At 59.2% G+C, this 17,691-nt stretch carries 18 protein-coding genes (1 of these 18 only partly in view); 10 read left to right on the forward strand and 8 right to left on the reverse strand.

Features of this window, described 5'->3' with window-relative positions:
• Together ACP6KB_RS24485 and ACP6KB_RS24490 are read right to left on the reverse strand one after the other, a co-directional pair.
• Positions 1-651: the 5' end (the start) of a CoA-acylating methylmalonate-semialdehyde dehydrogenase gene (locus ACP6KB_RS24485; RefSeq protein WP_442109965.1), read on the reverse strand. It extends 843 nt beyond the left edge of the window; only the first 651 of its 1,494 coding nucleotides appear in the window; its start codon is at positions 649-651; its stop codon lies beyond the left edge, outside the window.
• Between the two features lie 72 nt (positions 652-723).
• Complete coding sequence (locus ACP6KB_RS24490) at positions 724-2,070, reverse strand: aspartate aminotransferase family protein (RefSeq protein ID WP_442109967.1); 1,347 nt, start codon at positions 2,068-2,070, stop codon at positions 724-726.
• A gap of 118 nt (positions 2,071-2,188) precedes the next feature.
• Here ACP6KB_RS24490 and ACP6KB_RS24495 point away from each other — a divergent pair, with 118 nt between their 5' ends.
• The 4 genes from ACP6KB_RS24495 (at position 2,189) to ACP6KB_RS24510 (ending at position 5,443) form a co-directional block, all read left to right on the forward strand.
• The gene (locus ACP6KB_RS24495) at positions 2,189-3,106 is read left to right on the forward strand and encodes a LysR family transcriptional regulator (RefSeq protein ID WP_133216596.1); all 918 of its coding nucleotides are present in this window, start codon (positions 2,189-2,191) and stop codon (positions 3,104-3,106) included.
• Positions 3,107-3,168: 62 nt separating this feature from the next.
• Positions 3,169-3,831 (forward strand): TetR/AcrR family transcriptional regulator, encoded by a 663-nt coding sequence (locus ACP6KB_RS24500; RefSeq protein WP_442109969.1) that lies wholly within the window; start codon positions 3,169-3,171, stop codon positions 3,829-3,831.
• 10 nt (positions 3,832-3,841) lie between these two features.
• Entirely contained in the window at positions 3,842-4,426 is a 585-nt protein-coding gene (locus tag ACP6KB_RS24505; RefSeq protein WP_442109971.1) for an IMPACT family protein, read from the forward strand.
• Between the two features lie 336 nt (positions 4,427-4,762).
• Positions 4,763-5,443, forward strand: a complete 681-nt coding sequence (locus tag ACP6KB_RS24510) for an SDR family oxidoreductase (protein ID WP_442109973.1) — start codon at positions 4,763-4,765, stop codon at positions 5,441-5,443.
• A 44-nt stretch (positions 5,444-5,487) separates the two neighbouring features.
• On the opposite strand, the gene ACP6KB_RS24515 is transcribed toward ACP6KB_RS24510, so the two are convergent.
• Positions 5,488-7,152, reverse strand: coding sequence for a phosphoethanolamine transferase (locus ACP6KB_RS24515; RefSeq protein ID WP_442109975.1), 1,665 nt, complete (start codon positions 7,150-7,152; stop codon positions 5,488-5,490).
• 185 nt (positions 7,153-7,337) lie between these two features.
• On the opposite strand from ACP6KB_RS24515, the gene ACP6KB_RS24520 reads away from it, so the two are divergent.
• Positions 7,338-8,291, forward strand: a complete 954-nt coding sequence (locus tag ACP6KB_RS24520) for an adenosine deaminase (protein ID WP_442109977.1) — start codon at positions 7,338-7,340, stop codon at positions 8,289-8,291.
• A 59-nt stretch (positions 8,292-8,350) separates the two neighbouring features.
• Here the strand turns inward: ACP6KB_RS24520 and ACP6KB_RS24525 are convergent, their stop codons facing one another.
• Together ACP6KB_RS24525 and ACP6KB_RS24530 are read right to left on the reverse strand one after the other, a co-directional pair.
• Positions 8,351-9,067: an ArsR/SmtB family transcription factor gene (locus ACP6KB_RS24525; RefSeq protein ID WP_442109979.1), complete on the reverse strand. Its 717-nt coding sequence runs from the start codon at positions 9,065-9,067 to the stop codon at positions 8,351-8,353.
• 483 nt (positions 9,068-9,550) lie between these two features.
• Positions 9,551-10,468 (reverse strand): LysR family transcriptional regulator, encoded by a 918-nt coding sequence (locus ACP6KB_RS24530; protein ID WP_442109981.1) that lies wholly within the window; start codon positions 10,466-10,468, stop codon positions 9,551-9,553.
• A 117-nt stretch (positions 10,469-10,585) separates the two neighbouring features.
• Between ACP6KB_RS24530 and ACP6KB_RS24535 the strand changes: the two genes are divergently transcribed.
• Positions 10,586-11,599, forward strand: a complete 1,014-nt coding sequence (locus ACP6KB_RS24535) for a zinc-binding alcohol dehydrogenase family protein (RefSeq protein ID WP_442109983.1) — start codon at positions 10,586-10,588, stop codon at positions 11,597-11,599.
• Between the two features lie 125 nt (positions 11,600-11,724).
• Positions 11,725-11,889, forward strand: coding sequence for a hypothetical protein (locus ACP6KB_RS24540; protein WP_442109985.1), 165 nt, complete (start codon positions 11,725-11,727; stop codon positions 11,887-11,889).
• On the opposite strand, the gene ACP6KB_RS24545 is transcribed toward ACP6KB_RS24540, so the two are convergent.
• Together ACP6KB_RS24545 and ACP6KB_RS24550 are read right to left on the reverse strand one after the other, a co-directional pair.
• Entirely contained in the window at positions 11,873-13,054 is a 1,182-nt protein-coding gene (locus tag ACP6KB_RS24545) for a multidrug effflux MFS transporter (protein ID WP_442109986.1), read from the reverse strand. The two genes, ACP6KB_RS24540 and ACP6KB_RS24545, sit on opposite strands and share 17 nt — an antisense overlap.
• 116 nt (positions 13,055-13,170) lie before the next feature.
• Positions 13,171-13,368 carry a heavy-metal-associated domain-containing protein gene (locus ACP6KB_RS24550; RefSeq protein WP_442109988.1) on the reverse strand — a complete coding sequence of 66 codons (198 nt, stop codon included), beginning with the start codon at positions 13,366-13,368 and terminating at the stop codon, positions 13,171-13,173.
• Between the two features lie 147 nt (positions 13,369-13,515).
• On the opposite strand from ACP6KB_RS24550, the gene ACP6KB_RS24555 reads away from it, so the two are divergent.
• From ACP6KB_RS24555 to cueR, 3 genes are read left to right on the forward strand one after another with little or no spacing between them, the layout of a single operon-like run.
• Positions 13,516-13,902, forward strand: coding sequence for a hypothetical protein (locus tag ACP6KB_RS24555; RefSeq protein ID WP_442109990.1), 387 nt, complete (start codon positions 13,516-13,518; stop codon positions 13,900-13,902).
• Positions 13,903-13,955: 53 nt separating this feature from the next.
• Positions 13,956-16,358 carry a heavy metal translocating P-type ATPase gene (locus ACP6KB_RS24560; RefSeq protein WP_442109992.1) on the forward strand — a complete coding sequence of 801 codons (2,403 nt, stop codon included), beginning with the start codon at positions 13,956-13,958 and terminating at the stop codon, positions 16,356-16,358.
• Positions 16,355-16,759 (forward strand): Cu(I)-responsive transcriptional regulator, encoded by a 405-nt coding sequence (gene cueR, locus ACP6KB_RS24565; RefSeq protein ID WP_442109994.1) that lies wholly within the window; start codon positions 16,355-16,357, stop codon positions 16,757-16,759. The genes ACP6KB_RS24560 and cueR overlap by 4 nt, the downstream gene beginning before the upstream one ends.
• Before the next feature lie 4 nt (positions 16,760-16,763).
• Here the strand turns inward: cueR and ACP6KB_RS24570 are convergent, their stop codons facing one another.
• A complete protein-coding gene (locus ACP6KB_RS24570; protein ID WP_442109996.1) occupies positions 16,764-17,657 on the reverse strand; it encodes a PA4780 family RIO1-like protein kinase in 894 nt (297 codons plus the stop codon).
• Positions 17,658-17,691: the final 34 nt, after the last annotated feature.

The following is a 17,691-nucleotide window of genomic DNA, read 5'->3' on the forward strand; positions in this document are numbered from 1 at the left end:
GACTTCAGGCGCTTCGATCAGCGCGTCAACCGCTTCCTTGTCACCGTGCACCACGTTCAGCACACCTTTAGGCAGGCCAGCTTCGTGCAGCAGTTGGGCAATCAGCAGCGTCGAGCTTGGATCACGCTCCGAAGGCTTGAGGATGAAGCAGTTACCACAGGCAATGGCCAGCGGGTACATCCACAGCGGCACCATGGCCGGGAAGTTGAACGGGGTAATACCGGCAACTACACCCAGCGGCTGGAAGTCAGACCAGGCATCGATGTTCGGACCCACGTTGCGGCTATATTCGCCTTTGAGCACTTCGGGGGCCGCGCAGGCAAATTCGACGTTCTCGATGCCGCGCTTGAGTTCACCGGCAGCGTCTTCCAGGGTTTTGCCGTGCTCTTCGCTGATCAGCTGAGAAATACGGGCCTCGTTCTGCTCCAGCAATTGCTTGAAGCGGAACATCACCTGAGCGCGTTTGGCCGGCGGGGTGTTACGCCAGGCCGGGAAAGCGGCCTTGGCTGAGTCGATGGCCTGTTGCACGGTTTGCTTGCTGGCCAGGGCTACCTTGTGGATCGCCTGGCCGGTAGACGGGTTGAAGACATCAGCGGTGCGCTCGTTAGCAGCGACCAACTCGCCATTGATCAAATGTTGAACAGTGCTCATGCAAAACTCCAGAAAGGGGCTTTATCTGAGCGCGAGCGTACTCGCGCCCTCTTCTTATATAAGGTGTATCGATCAGGCGACCGAGTTGATCGCTTCGCCAACCGCGTCGAACAGGCGGTCCAGTTCCTGCGGCTGGCTGTTGAAGGTTGGGCCGAACTGCAGGGTGTCACCACCAAAGCGCACGTAGAAGCCGGCTTGCCACAGCTTCATGGCAATCTCGTAAGGACGCACGATGGCGTCGCCGTCACGTGCAGCGATCTGGATCGCGCCCGCCAGGCCGTAGTTACGGATGTCGATGATGTTCTTCGCACCCTTGATGCCGTGCAGCACTTTTTCGAAGTGCGGTGCCAGTTCGGCGGCGGCCTGCACCAGGTTTTCCTTCTCCAGCAACTCCAGCGCCGCGATACCAGCAGCACATGCGACCGGGTGCGCCGAGTAGGTATAGCCGTGTGGGAATTCCACGGCGTATTCCGGCGTTGGTTGGTTCATGAAGGTTTGGTAGATCTCGCTGCTGGCAATCACCGCACCCATCGGAATCGCACCGTTGGTGACTTGCTTGGCGATGCACATCAGATCCGGGGTCACACCGAACGCCTCAGCACCGGTCATTGTGCCCATACGGCCGAAGCCGGTGATCACTTCGTCGAAGATCAGCAGGATGTTGTGCTGGTCACAGATTTCACGCAGGCGTTTCAGGTAGCCCTTCGGCGGCGGCAGTACACCGGCGGAGCCGGCCAGCGGCTCAACGATCAAGGCGGCGATGTTCGAGGCGTCATGCAGCTCGATGAGCTTGAGCATTTCATCGGCCAGGGCAATACCGCCCTCTTCCGGCATGCCCTTGGTGAAAGCGTTGCTGGCCAGCAGGGTGTGCGGGATGTGGTCGACGTCCAGCAGTTGGCCGAACAGTTTGCGGTTACCGTTCACGCCACCCAGGCTGGTACCGGCGATGTTCACACCGTGGTAACCACGGGCACGGCCGATCAGTTTGGTCTTGGTGGCCTGGCCTTTCAGGCGCCAGTAGGCACGCACCATCTTCACCGCCGTGTCAGCGCACTCGGAACCGGAGTTGGTGTAGAACACGTGATTGAGGTTGCCTGGCGTCAGCTCGGTGATTTTCTCGGCCAGCTGGAACGACAGCGGGTGGCCGAACTGGAAGGCTGGCGAGTAATCGAGCACGCCCAATTGACGCGATACGGCTTCCTGGATTTGCTTGCGGGTGTGACCGGCACCGCAGGTCCACAGGCCCGACAGCGAATCATAGACCTTGCGGCCCTTGTCGTCGGTCAGGTAGCTACCTTCAGCAGCAACGATCAACCGTGGATCGCGCTGAAAATTGCGGTTAGCGGTATAGGGCATCCAGTGGGCATCCAGCTTGAGCTGGCTGGCCAAACCGACAGGAGCGTTTTCAGGCAGATTCATCGGGCAAGTCCTCGCAAGGCAATTGAGCAGCGATAAGTGTTGTTGCGACTAAGTTGTCATGACGATAAAGTCTGGAAAAGCCAACTTTTCTAATCTTCAGATAGACGAACACTAAACTATGAGCCGACGCCCCGATCCTCTCGCTCAAGTCAGCGATTTTGACATCCGTCTTCTGAAGATCTACCGCAGCGTCGTCGAGTGTGGGGGCTTTTCAGCGGCGGAAAACGTCCTGGGCATTGGCCGCTCGGCTATCAGCCAGCAGATGAGCGATCTGGAGCAACGCCTGGGCTTGCGCTTGTGTCAGCGTGGACGTGCCGGTTTCTCGCTCACCGAGGAAGGCCGCGAGGTGTACCAATCAGCGCTGCAATTGCTCAGTGCACTGGAGAGCTTTCGCACTGAGGTCAACGGCCTGCACCAGCACCTGCGTGGCGAACTGAACATCGGCCTGACCGACAACCTGGTGACCTTGCCGCACATGCGCATTACCCACGCCCTGGCCCAGCTCAAGGATCGTGGCCCGGATGTGCGTATCCAGATCCGCATGATCGCTCCCAGCCAGGTTGAACAAGGCGTGCTCGACGGCAGCCTGCACGTCGGCGTGGTACCGCAGACCAGCCCACTCTCGGGCCTTGAGTACCAGCCGCTGTACAGCGAGCGCTCGTTGCTCTACTGCGCCGTTGGCCATCCGTTGTTTTATGCCGACGACCGCCAGTTGGACGACGATCGCCTCAATACCCAGGACGCCATCGCCCCGACCTTCCGCCTGCCCGCCGATGTCCAGGCGCACTACCAGGCGCTGAACTGCACCGCCAGCGCCTCGGACCGCGAAGGCATGGCCTTTCTGATCCTCACCGGACGCTACATTGGCTACCTGCCGGATCACTACGCCAGCTTCTGGGTGCAACAAGGCCGACTGCGCGCCCTGAAGCCTGCGCAGCGTTTCTATGACCTGAGCCTGTGCTGGGTAACGCGTAAAGGGCGGCGTCCGCATCTGGTTCTGGAGAGTTTTCTGGAGAGCCTGGCAGCTACTCGCTGAAGGCTATTGCTGGTAGGTTAGCCAATCTGAAGTGATACCCATTGCCTTGTCTGGAACCGCCCATGTCCTTTGAAGTCCCTGCGCATCATGTCACCACCCCGGGCAAGCCCGCCGGGCGAATTCGCCAGAAGAATGAGCAAGCCATCATCCAGGCTGCTGAAGACGAGTTCGCCCGCCATGGTTTCAAAGGCACGAGCATGAACACCATCGCCCTCAAGGCCGGGCTGCCGAAGGCGAATCTGCATTACTACTTCACCAATAAACTCAGCCTGTATGTCGCGGTGCTGAGCAACATCATCCAGTTGTGGGACAGCACCTTCAACGCCCTGAGTGTGGATGACGACCCCGCCCAGGCGCTTAGCAGTTACATCCGCAACAAGATGGAGTTCTCCCGGCGCAACCCTCAGGCGTCGCGCATCTTCGCCATGGAAATCATCAGTGGCGGCAAATGCCTGAGCGACTATTTCAGCCAGGACTACCGCGAGTGGTTCAAAGGCCGTGCTGCGGTGTTCCAGACCTGGATCGACGCCGGCAAGATGGACCCGGTCGACCCGGTCCACTTGATCTTTCTGCTGTGGGGCAGCACCCAACACTATGCCGATTTCGCCACCCAGATCTGCCAAGTCACCGGCCGTAGCCGCCTGACCAAACAAGACATGGAAGATGCCAGCAACAATCTTATCCACATCATTCTCAAAGGCTGTGGCCTGAAACTTCCCGACTGAACCTGCGTTTATGCCTTTTACCCTGCTCGACACTTGCGAGTTTCGCGAAGAGATTCGCAAGAGCCGCTTCATTACCCTGGCAGCGCCGATCACCAGCGCCGCCGAGGCCATGAGCTTCATTGAACAACACAGTGACCTTGCAGCCACCCACAATTGCTGGGCCTGGAAGCTCGGCGCGCAGTACCGCAGCAGTGACGACGGTGAACCCGGAGGTACCGCCGGGCGCCCGATCCTCGCGGCCATCGAAGCGCAAGACTGTGACCAGGTGGTGGTACTGGTGATCCGCTGGTACGGCGGTATTCAGCTCGGCACCGGGGGCCTTGCTCGCGCCTACGGTGGCGGTGCCAATAAATGCCTGCAGCAGGCGGAAAAGCGCTTGCTGGTGAGCCGCAGCGAAGTCAGTTGCAGTTGCAGCTTCAGCGAATTGGCGCTGCTCAAGATAAGAGTGGCAGAAGCGGACGGTCTGGTTCTTGAAGAGCACTTCACTGCCAACGGTGTCGATTTGCTGCTGGCCTTGGGTGAAGAACAGATCGAGCCTGTGCAACGCCAGCTGGCGGACCTGAGCCGCGGCCGGATTGTGCTCGAACGGCGCTGAGCATTTGCCCACATTCACTGTGGGCCTGGCTGTGGATAAGCTCTGAGCACTCGCCTGTACGCCTTTATTTGCGCGGCCTCCAGGCAAACGATCATATTTTGATCAAGATTTGATGACAGTCCATCAACCGTCCGAAAATCAGTGAGTTATCCCCATTTATTACCCCTCGAAGGAAGCCTCACGACGCTTATACCCAGCATGTGTGCTTGCTCACAGATACTGTGGAGCAAACTGTGGATAAGCCGTGTAACCCTTCACCAATAGCCTGTTCAGCCACGCTTTGACTAGACTGGTTATTCTTTGATCAACGACCAATCCATTGAAAGGAGCTCATCCATGCCTTCGAACAAAACCGCCCTGATCATTGGTGCTTCACGCGGGCTCGGCCTTGGCCTGGTACAGCGTCTGCAGGAAGATGGCTGGAACATTGTCGCCACCGTCCGCGACCCTGCCAAGGCACCGGCACTGGCGGCGATACCGGGCGTGCAGGTACAAACCCTGGAAATGAACAGCACCGAGCAGCTCGATGCACTGCAAGCACAGCTCACGGGCCAGCGTTTCGACCTGCTGTTCGTCAACGCCGGGGTGATGGGCCCAGGTGACCAGAACGCCGAACGTGTCCAACTGGTTGACGTTGGCGATCTGTTCATGACCAACGCGGTATCACCGATCCGCGTCGCTCAGCGCTTTGCCCCGCAACTGAACGAAAACGGCGTACTGGCGTTCATGAGCTCGATATTGGGCAGCATTGCCATTCCCGACGGCAGCGAGATCTGCCTGTACAAAGCCAGCAAGGCGGCGCTGAACTCGATGATCAACAGCTTCGTCACCTTGCAACAACCGCCGCAGACGGTGCTGGCCATGCACCCGGGCTGGGTGAAAACCGATATGGGCGGCGAAAACGCCGAGATCGATGTGCTCACCAGCACCCGTGGCATGCTTGAACAAATCAAGGCCCACGAAGGCAAAGGCGGCCTGCACTTTATCAACTACAAGGGCGACAGCCTGATCTGGTAAAGCAGCGGGGACGGCATGGGCCAGCCTGCTGAACGCGGGCTGGCCTATTTCGCCAGCACAAACCTGCTCGCATCAAAATCGAACGCTGGCACATACCCAGTGCCCAGCATATGCGGGCATTTCGATGTTACGAAGTCGTTGCTCAACAGATCATGCGTGCTGTCGTATTCCGGCATCGAAATGCCGGTCAGATTCAACAGTGTATGCGACAGCGAAGAAGTGCTTACACGCTGCCCTTCCCGTTCCTTCAACTTTGCAAGCTTGAGCATTTGCTGATCTGAAACATTGCCGGATGCCCAGACAAATGCCGAGACGGCAAGATCATATTCGTTGCCCATGCCATGACCTAACAACTCACGACTGTCATCCAGTAGGTTCTCGCCGTGGTCCGAAGAGTACAGCAAAATCGATGGTCGCCCGTTTGACTTCAAACCTTCAATAAGCGTACTCAACAGCCAGTCCGTGTATAAGACTGCATTGTCATATTCGGCTGTGAGTTTGTCTTTTGCGCTATCGGTCGCCGGTTTGAATTGGTTGAATTCTTCGGGGTAACGCCGCGAATAATCAAAGTGACTGCCTTTGATATGGATGAATATCGCCTGTTTCTCCGTACCTGCTTTTTCAAGTATCCGCTGGTATTCCGGAATCAGTGCACCGTCATAGCTGCGCTCAAAATACTGACGGTGCTGGGCCTCGGCCGCAATCTGCGGAATGATGCCACCAAAACTGTCGACTTCCTGCGACGACAGCCAATAGGTTGCATAGCCGGCGGCCCGGTAGATACCCACCAGGGATTTTGTCGAAGCTATCGCGTCCCAATCCTGGATGTGCTGAAGGCTCAGCATCGAGGGCACGGCAACCGAGGTGTAGGGCGCGGTCGTGCACATGTTGTTGAACTTGAAAATCCCCGTCTGCTTGGCGATGTTGGGCGTAGTGTCCTTGTGGTAGCCGTAAAGCGACCAGTTGTGTGGCCGCGACGACTCACCGATCACAAAGACAATGGTTTCGATGTTGGAGGTATCGGCGATGCTGGTGATAACAACGTCCGACTCCAGACGCTGTTTGACGTGCTTTTTCGACTCCAGGTACAGCGCTGCCGTAAGCCCCATTTGCGACAGATAACCCACGGGCGTGCTTTGATCTTTGGCCACCAGGTCAAGGACCGCACCCTGGGTCAGTGAATTGACCTTCACGGTTTTATAAAAGTACGCGCCATACCCCAGCAGCAAGCCACTGACGGCGAGCAGAAACAGTATTTTGCTCTGATACAACTTACGCTTATACAGCCCTGCCAAGCCAACGCCGTAGCACAGGACAAACACCGCCAGAACGCTGCTGATCGACTGCCAGTAGGTCGATAAAAAATCACTGGCTTCCTTGTAGTTGGTCAGGCCAATAAATAAGTAGGCCGCCGTCAAGCGTGCGCCAAAATTCAGTACCAGAAAAAGGTCGATACTCGCCACCAGATAGAACGGTAACAGCAGCAGATGAACCTTGAACTGGTTAGCTGAAACAAAACGGATTGCCACCAGCCATAACAAAGAAATGGCAATGGTATAAAAAACCAGAAGGTCGATCTTGGAGTACTGATAGCTCACTACCAAGCGAAATAACAGCGGCGACAACAAAAACGACCACAACACTAACGTTGGCCACTCTGCTTTCAACACGCTCAATGAGTTATTGCGAAACGTAAGTAATTTACTCATTTATAATTATTCTCGATAGGTTCCCACCTGCCACCCAAGCGTAGCTTCGATCGATGGGTGCTGCCACAGGGCCATCTGCTACACACAGGCAGCGACGCACAGGCACCACCCGGTCAGCTTTCTCGGCCAGCCGCGGGCAACCTCTGTAGAATGCTGGCAACCGCACCTGATGAGAAACAGACTCTATGTACGACTGGCTTAACGCGCTGCCCAAGGCAGAATTGCACCTGCACCTGGAAGGATCGCTGGAGCCCGAGTTGCTGTTTGCCCTGGCTGAACGCAACAAGATCGCCCTGCCCTGGAACGACGTCGAAGCGCTGCGTTCGGCCTATGCGTTCAACAACCTGCAAGAGTTTCTCGACCTTTATTACCAAGGCGCCGACGTGTTGCGCAGCGAGCAGGACTTCTACGACCTGACCTGGGCCTACCTGTTGCGTTGCAAGGCGCAGAACGTCATTCACACCGAGCCGTTCTTCGACCCGCAAACCCACACCGACCGTGGCATTGCGTTCGAAGTGGTGCTCAATGGCATCAGCCGCGCACTCAAAGATGGCCAGCAGCAACTGGGTATCAGCAGCGGGTTGATCCTAAGCTTCCTGCGTCACCTGAGTGAAGAGGAGGCACACAAGACCCTCGATCAGGCCCTGCCATATCGCGATGCCTTTATCGCCGTTGGCCTGGACAGCTCGGAAATGGGCCATCCCCCGCGCAAGTTCCAGCGCGTCTTCGACCGCGCCCGCAGCGAAGGCTTCCTGACCGTTGCTCATGCTGGCGAGGAAGGCCCGCCCGAGTACATCTGGGAAGCCATCGACCTGCTGAAAATTCAGCGCATCGACCATGGTGTACGCGCCATTGAAGACGAGCGGCTGATGCAACGAATTATCGATGAGCAGATTCCGCTGACCGTCTGCCCGTTGTCCAACACCAAGCTGTGCGTGTTTGATCATATGAGCCAGCACAACATTCTCGACATGCTCGAGCGTGGCGTGAAGGTCACCGTGAACTCGGACGATCCTGCGTACTTCGGCGGCTATGTGACAGAAAACTTCCATGCCCTGCACACTCACCTGGGCATGACCGAGGATCAGGCACGGCGGTTGGCGCAAAACAGCCTGGATGCGCGCTTGATCAAGCCCTGACACTCTGCCCCATCGCGTGGCAAGCCTGCTCCAGCAGCAAGCGGGCTTGCCATTGGCTGCTAACTCACCGATTTCAACGCCATCGGGTAAGCAATCCGGTTGATCTGGTGCAAGCCTGCTGCATTGATGTGAAGCCTGCGTGAGGTTTCACTTTCGCGGATCCAGCCAGACTGCATGAACAGTTTCAGCAAACTGCTGCCCAAGGCGCCGCCAAGATGGGGTCGATGGTCACTCCACTCGCTGCAGCAGCGGCAACTGGTGAAACTTTTGCCTTGATGGCGGGCCAGGGATTCAATGAAGATGCCATAGCGGGCCAACTGCGCCCGACCTTCATGGGTTGCCTCGATCTGCTGATCCGTACCCTCCAGCCAACCGGCGTCGAACAGGCGCTGATACAGATCCGCCGCCAACTCACCGCCCAGATGATCACCACATAGCCGTGCACGACGCATCGACAATGGAATGCCATCATTGACGCCGGGCGCCTGCGCTTCCCGGGTAATGACCCGGACACTGGCCAAGGCTTCGACCGCTGCGCCCACTTCAGGCCCCGCCAGCCGGAAATAACGTTTCCTTCCGCGCGGCTCCAATTTGAGCAAACCACTGGCCGACAACTTTGCTAAATGGGCACAGGCCGAAGAGGGCGTCAGGCCTGCCATGTCTGCCAGTTCATCAGAAGGCCGCGCCACACCGTCGATCAAGGCCCAGAGCATTGCACTGCGTTTTGGGTCCGCCAGCAAGCTGGCGATCTGGCTGATACTTGTTACTGGTTTCATATCTCAAACTCCCTGCGAGATCACATCTGAAATCGATTGATTAACCATGCCAGCAGCAGTCACTGCGAGGTCCCCGATGCCAGAGCGGCTCAACTAGAAGTTGTGGTGTTACTACACCAGCAGCCAGCCCGTTCTACAGACGGATAAGTTAAGCGTGAGCGCTATACTTTCCGGCCTTTGCCAGGGAGACTTATCTCACTAAAAGTGACTGCGCGAATCATTATAAGCCGCCTCAAAGGCACTGTTTCCCGGTTCCGGCAAGACTACCCGGGTAAAATAGCGCTGCTCTGCCAAACCATAGGCACACCGCCTTCGACAGGCTCACAGGTTAATTTTCGATACAGGTGTTGAAGAAGCGCTTTCCATGCCTGCCCGTTTCAACTTTCAAATCAAAAACTATAAAAAAACCAGACATTAAGCCTACGGTTCATGTATTCAAAAGCTACAAATAAATAGGCAAGTTCTGTAATACCAAAAAGCACCTCAGTGGCTCAGGCCTGCCAATTGTTCGATCAACAGCTGGCAACGCTGCTTGAGTACAGTGCGCAGCAACTGCACTGGCTTACCCAACTGCGCCCGATGCGTGCACATCAGGTTCAACGGCGCAGGCTCGCCCTCCAACTGCTGCAACAGCACCTTCAAGTGCCCAGCCTGCACATCGAACGCCACGTCCAACCAGGACTTGTAAGCGATGCCATAACCTGCAAGTGCCCAACGCCGCACTACATCGGCGTCGTCACAGAATCGATCACCGGTGACAGTGACACCGACCTGTGCGGCCCCCCGCCCAAATCGCCAATGATCGTGAACACGGCTGCCCAACTGATAAAGCAAGCAATTGTGCTGAGCCAGGTGCGCGACGCTCGCGGGCTCACCATGGCGAGCCAAATAATCCGGGGAAGCACATAACACCCGCCGATTTTCCAGGCACACAGGCAGCGCCACCAGGCTTGAGTCTTCTGGTGAGCCATAACGCAGGGCAATGTCTGCGGGCTGACGAAACAAATCGGCATTGCGGTCGCCCAGTAACAAACGCACCGACAGCTTCGGGTGTTCGCGTTGCAATTCATCCAGCCAGGGCAACAGCACATTGCGGCCGAAGTCTGACGGCGCAGACAACTGCAGAACGCCACTGACCTCATCCTGCCCGCGCGCCAGTTCCCGCTGCCCTTCCTCCAGGCTGGCCAACGCACGGCGAGCGTGCGACAGAAAGCCTTCGCCCTCGGCGGTAAGGCGCAGGTTGCGGGTAGAGCGCGCCAGCAAGCGTGTACCCAGTTGTTGTTCCAGGCGTTTGAGGGCCGCACTGGCGACCGCTGGGGACAGGTCGAGCAGCCGCGCGGCGGCGGACAAGCTGCCCAGTTCTGCAGTACGCACGAACAGCTGCAAGTCATCGAATCGCACAGCGTCGCCCTCAATTATCAATAAATTATTGAAAGTATCTGTGCTTCTTGCGGCTTTTAACAGTAAGTGAAAGCGCTAATCATGACGCCCAACGCTCTCCCCTTCAGGACACACTTGATGAAAGCCATTGCCTACTACCAGTCCCTGCCCATTTCTGACCCGGCCGCGCTGCAAGATATTGAGCTACCCGCACCTGAGCCGGGACCACGGGACCTGCTTGTCGAAGTACGGGCCATCTCCGTCAACCCGGTCGACACCAAGGTGCGCCAGAACGTGCAGCCGCAGGACGGTGAAGCCAAGGTGCTGGGCTGGGATGTGGCCGGTGTGGTCACGGCGGTAGGCAGTGAAGTCAGCCTGTTTCAGCCAGGCGACAAGGTCTATTACGCAGGCTCTATCGCCCGCGCTGGCGGCAATAGTGAGCTGCATGTAGTCGATGAACGCATCGTCGGCCACATGCCCAAAACCCTGAGTTTTGCCCAAGCAGCAGCTTTGCCGCTGACCGCCATCACCGCCTGGGAGCTGCTGTTCGAGCGCCTGCAGGTAGCGCAAGGGCAAGACGACCTGGGCCAGCGCCTGTTGATCGTCGGCGCCGCCGGTGGAGTCGGCTCGATTCTTACCCAACTGGCCAGCCAATTGACCGGCCTCACTGTGATTGGCAGCGCTTCGCGCCCGCAGACTCAAGCCTGGGTGACTGAGCTGGGCGCGGACCTGGTGGTCGACCACCGCAAGCCGCTTGCCGAAGCGCTCAAGGCGCAAGGTATCGAGCATGTGACCCATGTCGCCAGCCTGACCCAGACTGACCAGCATCTGCCACAACTGGTCGAGGCCCTGGCCCCGCAAGGCAAACTGGCGCTGATCGACGACCCCAAGCAACTGGACGTCGGCTTGCTCAAACGCAAGAGCCTGTCGCTGCACTGGGAGTTCATGTACACCCGCTCGCTGTTCGAAACCGCCGACATGATCGAGCAGCACAACCTGCTCAATCGGGTGGCCGAACTGATCGACGCCGGCACGCTGAAGACCACCCTGGGCGAGCACTACGGCACCATCAATGCGGCCAACCTGCGGCGCGCGCACGCCCTGCTTGAAAGCGGTGCGGCCAAGGGCAAGATCGTCCTCGAAGGCTTCTGACGCCATACGCCCACCCCGCTGAAGGGGTGGGCACGACCGTCAGTCCGACAACTGATCCAGGTCATTTCCCTGCGGTGGGGCAGCGCTACAATTCTTCAGCCAACGCTAACCGCAGGTATGCCACGATGATCATTCAAGTCAGTGCATCAAGCCAGAAGCCCGGATGCCCCTGGCAAGTTCGCCTGGACCAGCAGGTAGTGAGCTTTCGCAGCGAGGCCGAAGCCCGTGCCTTCGTCACCACCTTGCAGGCCCGGCTACAGGCGCCTCATCCGCTCAAACGGGTCGGCTGAACTGTAAGCGACGAGTCAGCATTGCCATCGCTACCGCCGCCAATCCACACAAGCTGATGACCATGGCCATCGGCATGGCGCTGCCATCGTGCAGTACACCAACCAACGCCGCAGCACCAGCAGCAACGCTGAACTGCAAGCAGCCGAGCAATGCCGAAGCACTCCCGGCCCGTGCGCCTTGCCCATTCATGGCGCACGCCGAAGCGTTGGGGATGATGCAGCCCAAACTGGCGATACAGATGAACAGCGGAATCAGCAGCGGCCAGAGCTTGGCCGGGTGCAGGGCGCTGACTGCCAGCAGGGTCAAGCCCGCCGCCAAGTACACCCACACCGCCCGAGCCAGCAGAAAGGACGGCCCACGTTTGGCCAGCAGCCGCGCATTGATCTGCGCGACCAGAATGAAGCCGGCGGCATTGCTACCGAACAGCCAGCCATAGTGCTCGGCCGGTACGCCATAGAGTTTGATAAAGACGAACGGCGAGCCGGCGATGTAGGAAAACATCCCGGCAATCGCAATCCCGCCCGTCAGGGCATGGCCAATGAACACCCGATCCTTGAGCAAGCGTCCGTACTGGCGCAAGGCACCGGAGAGCGGTTGGCGTGGTTGATTGGCCGGTAGGCTTTCCGGCAGACCGATGGCTACCGCCACGGTGCACGCGGCACTGAACAGCGTCAGGGCAACAAAGATCGACTGCCAGCCGTAAGCGTTGACCAACACCCCACCAAGCATCGGCGCCAGAATCGGCGCCAGGCCCATCACCAGCACCAATTGGGAAAACACCTTGGCCGAAGCGATCGCATCGCATTTGTCACTGACGATGGCCCGCGACAGCACCATCCCGGCACAACCGCCCAAGGCCTGAACGAAGCGCGCCGCAATCAGGGTTTCCAGGTTGGGGGCAAAGGCACAGGCCAACGACGCCAGGGTAAACAGGCACACACCGAACAGCAGCGGGATCCTGCGGCCAAAACGGTCGGCCACCGGTCCATAGGCCAGTTGCCCGATGGACAAGCCCAGAAAGTACGCGGCCAGGGTGGTCTGGATGTGTTTTTCGTCAGTGCCAAAGGCCAGCGCCATCGCCGGAAAGCCTGGCAGGTAGAAGTCGATTGCCAAGGGCCCGAACGCACTCAGGGCTCCCAGAATCAGGATGGTTCGCAGGTTCATCGGAAATCCATAGCAAGCTAAGCAAGTCTGCTAGTGTAACCGCCCTGCCGGGATTGCGCTGTGAAGAGTTAGGCCCGCGCCGCGAATCTTTCGTTCGCCGTACGGGCCTGCGGGGCTCAGACGGCTTCGGCCTGATAACCTTCCTCGCGGATCAGTTCAAGAATCTGCGGGGCTTTCAGCAAGCTTTCTACTTTCACTTGCTTTTGCGCCAGGTCGACTTCAACCACGGCAGCGGCATCTTGAGCTTGAACAGCGCGAGTTACGGCCTTGACGCAGTGGCCGCAGGTCATTCCTTGAACAGTGAACACTTGCATGGGAACTACCTCCTGTGGGTTTTGACGCAGTTTCAAGCTTGCCACCGGGGTAAGGTCAAGTTCCTCTGTACGCTGCCGGGCTGGAAATCGTCGGCCGGGTCGGCCAAGCTGCGAACCTGACGATTGACGATGCAGGAGTTTCATTTCATGCGCAGGGCAGCTTTCGGCCTTTTCGGCCTGCTGGGTATTTTCGGCATGCTTAATCAAGCCAGCGCCGCCGGGCCCACCGACTACAGCATTCTGATCATCTCGCGCGAGCGCCTGGAAGTGGCGACGTCCTGTGAGATTGGCGTGTACATCAACGATCAACTGGCCGGTCGCCTGTTTCAGGAACAGTCCACTTCATTCAATCTGCCCCCGGGTGACCTCGATGTGCGCCTGCGCTACTTGCCCGGCCAGGCACAGGGTTGCCAACCAGGGATCGAGAATCAGCGCAGCAACCGCTTGCGACTACAGGCTGGGCAGATCAATAAATACCGGATTGCAGTCGATCAAAATGGCCTCACATTGATTAGAGCTGGCCTGGGGTATTGACCTTCCCCGCGTGGCAAGGTTGATGCTGATGGCCTGTCCAAGGAGGAGTGCTCATGTCTGCATCTACCACTTTCGATCTGCCGATTGCCGGCATGACCTGCGCCAGCTGTGCTGGCCGGGTCGAACGGGCGCTGCGTAAAGTCAGCGGCGCCGAACAAGTCAGCGTCAACCTCGCCACTGAACAGGCGCGGATTCAAGCACCGGCCGATAGCTTGCCGGAGCTGGTCAAGGCCGTCGAACAAGCCGGCTACCACGTGCCGAGCCAGACCCTCGAGCTGCAAATTGGCGGCATGACCTGTGCGTCCTGCGCTGGCAGGGTCGAACGAGCCCTGGCCAAAGTGCCTGGGGTACAACAGGTCAGCGTCAACCTGGCCAACGAGCGTGCGCACATTCAGGTGCTGGGCCAGCTCGACAGCGCACTGCTGATCGACGCGGTCACTCACGCGGGCTATTCCGCCACCTTGCCGAAAAGCACCCACGACAACCAGGCCGATGCCGAACGCCGCCTGCGCAAGGAGCGCTGGTCGGTTGCCCTCGCGGTACTGCTGGCGCTGCCACTGGTGTTACCGATGGTACTGCAACCCTTCGGCATTCACTGGATGTTGCCGGCCTGGGCGCAATTCGTCCTGGCCACGCCGGTACAGTTCATTCTCGGTGCGCGTTTCTACGTCGCGGCCTGGAAAGCCGTGCGCGCCGGCGCTGGCAACATGGATTTGCTGGTCGCCATCGGCACCAGCGCGGGTTACGGCTTGAGCATCTACCAATGGGCCCAGGCCAGCCCCGGAGAAATGCCACACCTGTACTTTGAAGCGTCCGCCGTGGTGATTGCCCTGATTCTGCTGGGCAAATACCTGGAAAGCCGAGCCAAGCGCCAGACCGCCAGCGCCATCCGCGCACTGGAAGCCCTGCGTCCGGAACGCGCGCTGCTGCTGGTGGATAACCAGGAGCGCGACGTGGCGATCAGCGAACTGCGCCTGCGCGACATCGTCGTGGTAAAACCCGGCGAGCGCTTCCCGGTAGACGGTGAAGTGATCGAAGGCCAGAGTCACGCCGACGAAGCCTTGATCAGCGGCGAAAGCCTGCCGGTGCCGAAACAACCCGGTGACAAAGTCACCGGTGGTGCAATCAACGGTGAAGGCCGCCTGCTGGTGCGTACCCTGGCATTGGGTACCGAAACGGTACTGGCGCGCATCATCCGCCTGGTGGAAGACGCCCAGGCAGCCAAGGCCCCGATCCAGAAGCTGGTAGACCGTGTCAGCCAGGTGTTCGTCCCGGCGGTGCTGGTGCTGGCGCTGATCACCGTGGTGGGCTGGTGGTTGGCCGGTGCCCCGCTTGAGACCGCACTGATCAACGCCGTGGCTGTACTGGTAATTGCCTGCCCTTGCGCCCTAGGCCTGGCCACGCCAACGGCGATCATGGCCGGTACCGGCGTCGCCGCCCGCCACGGCATTCTGATCAAAGATGCCGAAGCGCTGGAACGTGCCCATGACGTCAACCGGGTGGTGTTCGACAAGACCGGCACCCTGACCTCCGGCAGCCCACGCATTGTCCACAGCAAAGCTGCTGTCGGCGAACCGGCGCAATTGCTGCAACTGGCCGGCGCCCTGCAACGTGGCAGTGAGCACCCGTTAGCCAAGGCGGTACTGGACGCTTGTGCAGAGCAAGGCCTGGTGGTTGCCGATATCAGCAACAGTCAGTCACTGACCGGACGCGGCATCGCCGGCAGCCTGGACGGCCGCGAACTGGCCTTGGGCAACCGCCGCATGCTCGACGAGAGTGGCCTGCAACCTGAAGGTCTGGCGGTGTATGCCAAGGAATGGGAAGCCGAAGGCCGGACCCTGTCGTGGTTGATCGAACGCAGCCCGCAGTTGCGCGTGCTGGGCCTGTTCGCCTTCGGTGACAGCCTCAAGGCCGGTGCTGGCCAGGCTGTTCGGCAACTGGCCGACAAGGGCATCAGCAGCCACCTGCTGACCGGCGACAACCGCGGCAGCGCTACGGTCGTCGCGCAAGCCCTGGGCATCGCCGACGTACACGCCGAAGTACTGCCGGGCGACAAAGCGGCAAAAGTGGCCGAGCTCAAGCAGTCGGGTGTGGTTGCGATGGTCGGCGACGGGATCAACGATGCCCCTGCCCTGGCGGCTGCCGATATCGGTATCGCCATGGGTGGCGGCACGGATGTGGCGATGCAGGCGGCCGGTATCACCCTGATGCGTGGCGACCCGCGCCTGGTGCCCGCAGCGCTGGAGATCAGCCGCAAAACCTATTCGAAGATTCGCCAAAACCTGTTTTGGGCCTTTATCTACAACCTGATCGGGATTCCACTGGCTGCCTTCGGCATGCTCAACCCGGTGCTGGCTGGTGCCGCGATGGCACTGTCCAGTGTCAGCGTGGTCAGCAACGCGCTGTTGCTGAAAACCTGGAAACCCGAAACGCCACCACAGGAAGACGTGCAATGAACATCGGCCAAGCTGCTCGCCGCTCCGGGCTGAGCGCCAAGATGATCCGCTACTACGAGTCGATCGGCCTGCTTAAACCGGCGCTGCGCAGCGACAGTGGTTATCGCTTGTATCAGCAGGAAGACTTGCACAGCCTGGCGTTCATCAAGCGCTCGCGCGACCTGGGCTTTTCACTGGAGGAAGTCGCCCGCCTGCTGACCCTGTGGCAGGACCGCCAGCGCGCCAGTGCCGACGTCAAGGCCTTGGCCAGTCAGCATATCGATGACCTCAACCGGCGCATCGAAGAGCTGGTCAGCCTGCGCGACACCCTCAGCGAACTGGTCGCCCATTGTCAGGGTGACGACCGCCCCGACTGCCCGATCCTCAAGGACCTGGCAGCCGGCAGCAGTTGCTGTCACTGACGGGTTATTGCATCCAAGGCGGGGCAGGCTCTTCATTCTTGTTTGAGCCTCGCTCGGCCTCTTCCCGGCCGGCGCGCCGACGAGCGTCTTCAAAGCGTGCGGCATCGATCTCGCGCATCACCCCAGCGACATCGGCGCTGCGCTGCTCTTCCTGGAACAGACCGGTGAGTTCGCTTTCTGGCAGCAGTTCACCGGCCTGATACAGGGCCCACATTTCTTTAGCGAAACGGGTTTCCTTCAGCTCCGGGGCAAAGCGTCCGAAATAGGCCGCCATGTTGCCGACATCGCGCTCAAGCATGCTGAAGGCATGGTTGTTGCCCGCCGCGTCCACGGCCTGTGGCAAATCGATGATCACCGGCCCGTCGGGCCCGAGCAGCACGTTGAACTCCGACAAGTCGCCATGCACCAGCCCGGCACACAGCATCAGCACAATCTGGCGAATGATAAAGGCGTGGTACTCGCGCGCCTGCTCAGGCTCAAGCTGTACATCGTTGAGCCGTGGCGCCGCATCGCCATACTCATCGGCCACCAGCTCCATCAGCAGCACACCATCGAGAAAGTCGTAGGGCCGCGGCACCCGCACACCGGCATTGGCCAGGCGGAACAGCGCCGCCACTTCGGCGTTCTGCCAAGCGTCTTCTGCCTCCTTGCGCCCGTACTTGGAGCCTTTGGCCATGGCCCGCGCCTGGCGGCTGTTACGCACCTTGCGCCCCTCTTGGTACTCGGCGGCCTGACGGAAGCTGCGTTTGTTAGCCTCCTTGTAGACCTTGGCACAGCGCAATTCCTTCCCGCAGCGCACCACGTACACGGCGGCCTCCTTGCCACTCATCAATGGTCTGAGTACTTCATCGACCAGTCCATCTTCAACCAGTGGTTCAATGCGTTTTGGAGTCTTCATCGGCTTCTGTCGGGGATCCTGTTTTGCCAGACAC

The sequence above is a fragment of the Pseudomonas sp. NUPR-001 genome (assembly GCF_052147955.1).
Lineage (GTDB): Bacteria > Pseudomonadota > Gammaproteobacteria > Pseudomonadales > Pseudomonadaceae > Aquipseudomonas.

What these genes read in the sequence shown, in the direction of transcription:
- ACP6KB_RS24490 (WP_442109967.1), bottom strand. Translation starts at nt 2,070, where the DNA reads ATGAATCTGCCTGAAAACGCTCCTGTCGGTTTGGCCAGCCAGCTCAAG.
- ACP6KB_RS24495 (WP_133216596.1), top strand. Translation starts at nt 2,189, where the DNA reads ATGAGCCGACGCCCCGATCCTCTCGCTCAAGTCAGCGATTTTGACATC.
- ACP6KB_RS24500 (WP_442109969.1), top strand. Translation starts at nt 3,169, where the DNA reads ATGTCCTTTGAAGTCCCTGCGCATCATGTCACCACCCCGGGCAAGCCC.
- ACP6KB_RS24505 (WP_442109971.1), top strand. Translation starts at nt 3,842, where the DNA reads ATGCCTTTTACCCTGCTCGACACTTGCGAGTTTCGCGAAGAGATTCGC.
- ACP6KB_RS24510 (WP_442109973.1), top strand. Translation starts at nt 4,763, where the DNA reads ATGCCTTCGAACAAAACCGCCCTGATCATTGGTGCTTCACGCGGGCTC.
- ACP6KB_RS24515 (WP_442109975.1), bottom strand. Translation starts at nt 7,152, where the DNA reads ATGAGTAAATTACTTACGTTTCGCAATAACTCATTGAGCGTGTTGAAA.
- ACP6KB_RS24520 (WP_442109977.1), top strand. Translation starts at nt 7,338, where the DNA reads ATGTACGACTGGCTTAACGCGCTGCCCAAGGCAGAATTGCACCTGCAC.
- ACP6KB_RS24525 (WP_442109979.1), bottom strand. Translation starts at nt 9,067, where the DNA reads ATGAAACCAGTAACAAGTATCAGCCAGATCGCCAGCTTGCTGGCGGAC.
- ACP6KB_RS24535 (WP_442109983.1), top strand. Translation starts at nt 10,586, where the DNA reads ATGAAAGCCATTGCCTACTACCAGTCCCTGCCCATTTCTGACCCGGCC.
- ACP6KB_RS24540 (WP_442109985.1), top strand. Translation starts at nt 11,725, where the DNA reads ATGATCATTCAAGTCAGTGCATCAAGCCAGAAGCCCGGATGCCCCTGG.
- ACP6KB_RS24545 (WP_442109986.1), bottom strand. Translation starts at nt 13,054, where the DNA reads ATGAACCTGCGAACCATCCTGATTCTGGGAGCCCTGAGTGCGTTCGGG.
- ACP6KB_RS24550 (WP_442109988.1), bottom strand. Translation starts at nt 13,368, where the DNA reads ATGCAAGTGTTCACTGTTCAAGGAATGACCTGCGGCCACTGCGTCAAG.
- ACP6KB_RS24555 (WP_442109990.1), top strand. Translation starts at nt 13,516, where the DNA reads ATGCGCAGGGCAGCTTTCGGCCTTTTCGGCCTGCTGGGTATTTTCGGC.
- ACP6KB_RS24560 (WP_442109992.1), top strand. Translation starts at nt 13,956, where the DNA reads ATGTCTGCATCTACCACTTTCGATCTGCCGATTGCCGGCATGACCTGC.
- cueR (WP_442109994.1), top strand. Translation starts at nt 16,355, where the DNA reads ATGAACATCGGCCAAGCTGCTCGCCGCTCCGGGCTGAGCGCCAAGATG.
- ACP6KB_RS24570 (WP_442109996.1), bottom strand. Translation starts at nt 17,657, where the DNA reads ATGAAGACTCCAAAACGCATTGAACCACTGGTTGAAGATGGACTGGTC.